This window comes from Paracoccus sp. PAR01, assembly GCF_014851995.1.
GTDB classification, from domain to species: domain Bacteria; phylum Pseudomonadota; class Alphaproteobacteria; order Rhodobacterales; family Rhodobacteraceae; genus Paracoccus; species Paracoccus litorisediminis.
The window spans coordinates 1-254 of record NZ_JACVAW010000119.1 but is presented as its reverse complement, the minus strand read 5'-3'; the positions used below and the strand labels follow the sequence as shown (position 1 = coordinate 254).

1 protein-coding gene and 1 pseudogene are annotated in these 254 nt (G+C 61.4%); one reads left to right on the top strand and one right to left on the bottom strand.

Going from position 1 to position 254, the window contains the following annotated elements:
- Positions 1–98 (top strand): transposase domain-containing protein (locus IB235_RS26075; protein ID WP_192337168.1); only part of this gene is annotated, 98 nt, incomplete at its 5' end.
- 30 nt (positions 99–128) lie between these two features.
- Here the strand turns inward: IB235_RS26075 and IB235_RS26070 are convergent.
- Positions 129–254, bottom strand: a pseudogene (locus tag IB235_RS26070) (transposase); the annotation flags it as partial.

Below are 254 nucleotides of genomic sequence, written 5' to 3'. Positions count from 1 at the left end.
TCGCCTACCTTAAGGCCACGCTCACCGCCATCGCCAACGGTCATCCGCAAAGCCGCCTCGACGACCTGCTGCCATGGAGCTTCAAGCCGTCAAGCTAAGACGACCGTGATGACCTGCGAACGCTTACTGTCGACATGGCCGTTCTCGAGGAATAACCGGAAGCCTTCCTGACGCCTCAGCATATAGGCCATGGCCACCCCGAGGTCTGACTTGCGCGAGATGCGCGCGGCCTGGGCCGTCAGCCAGGTGAAGAA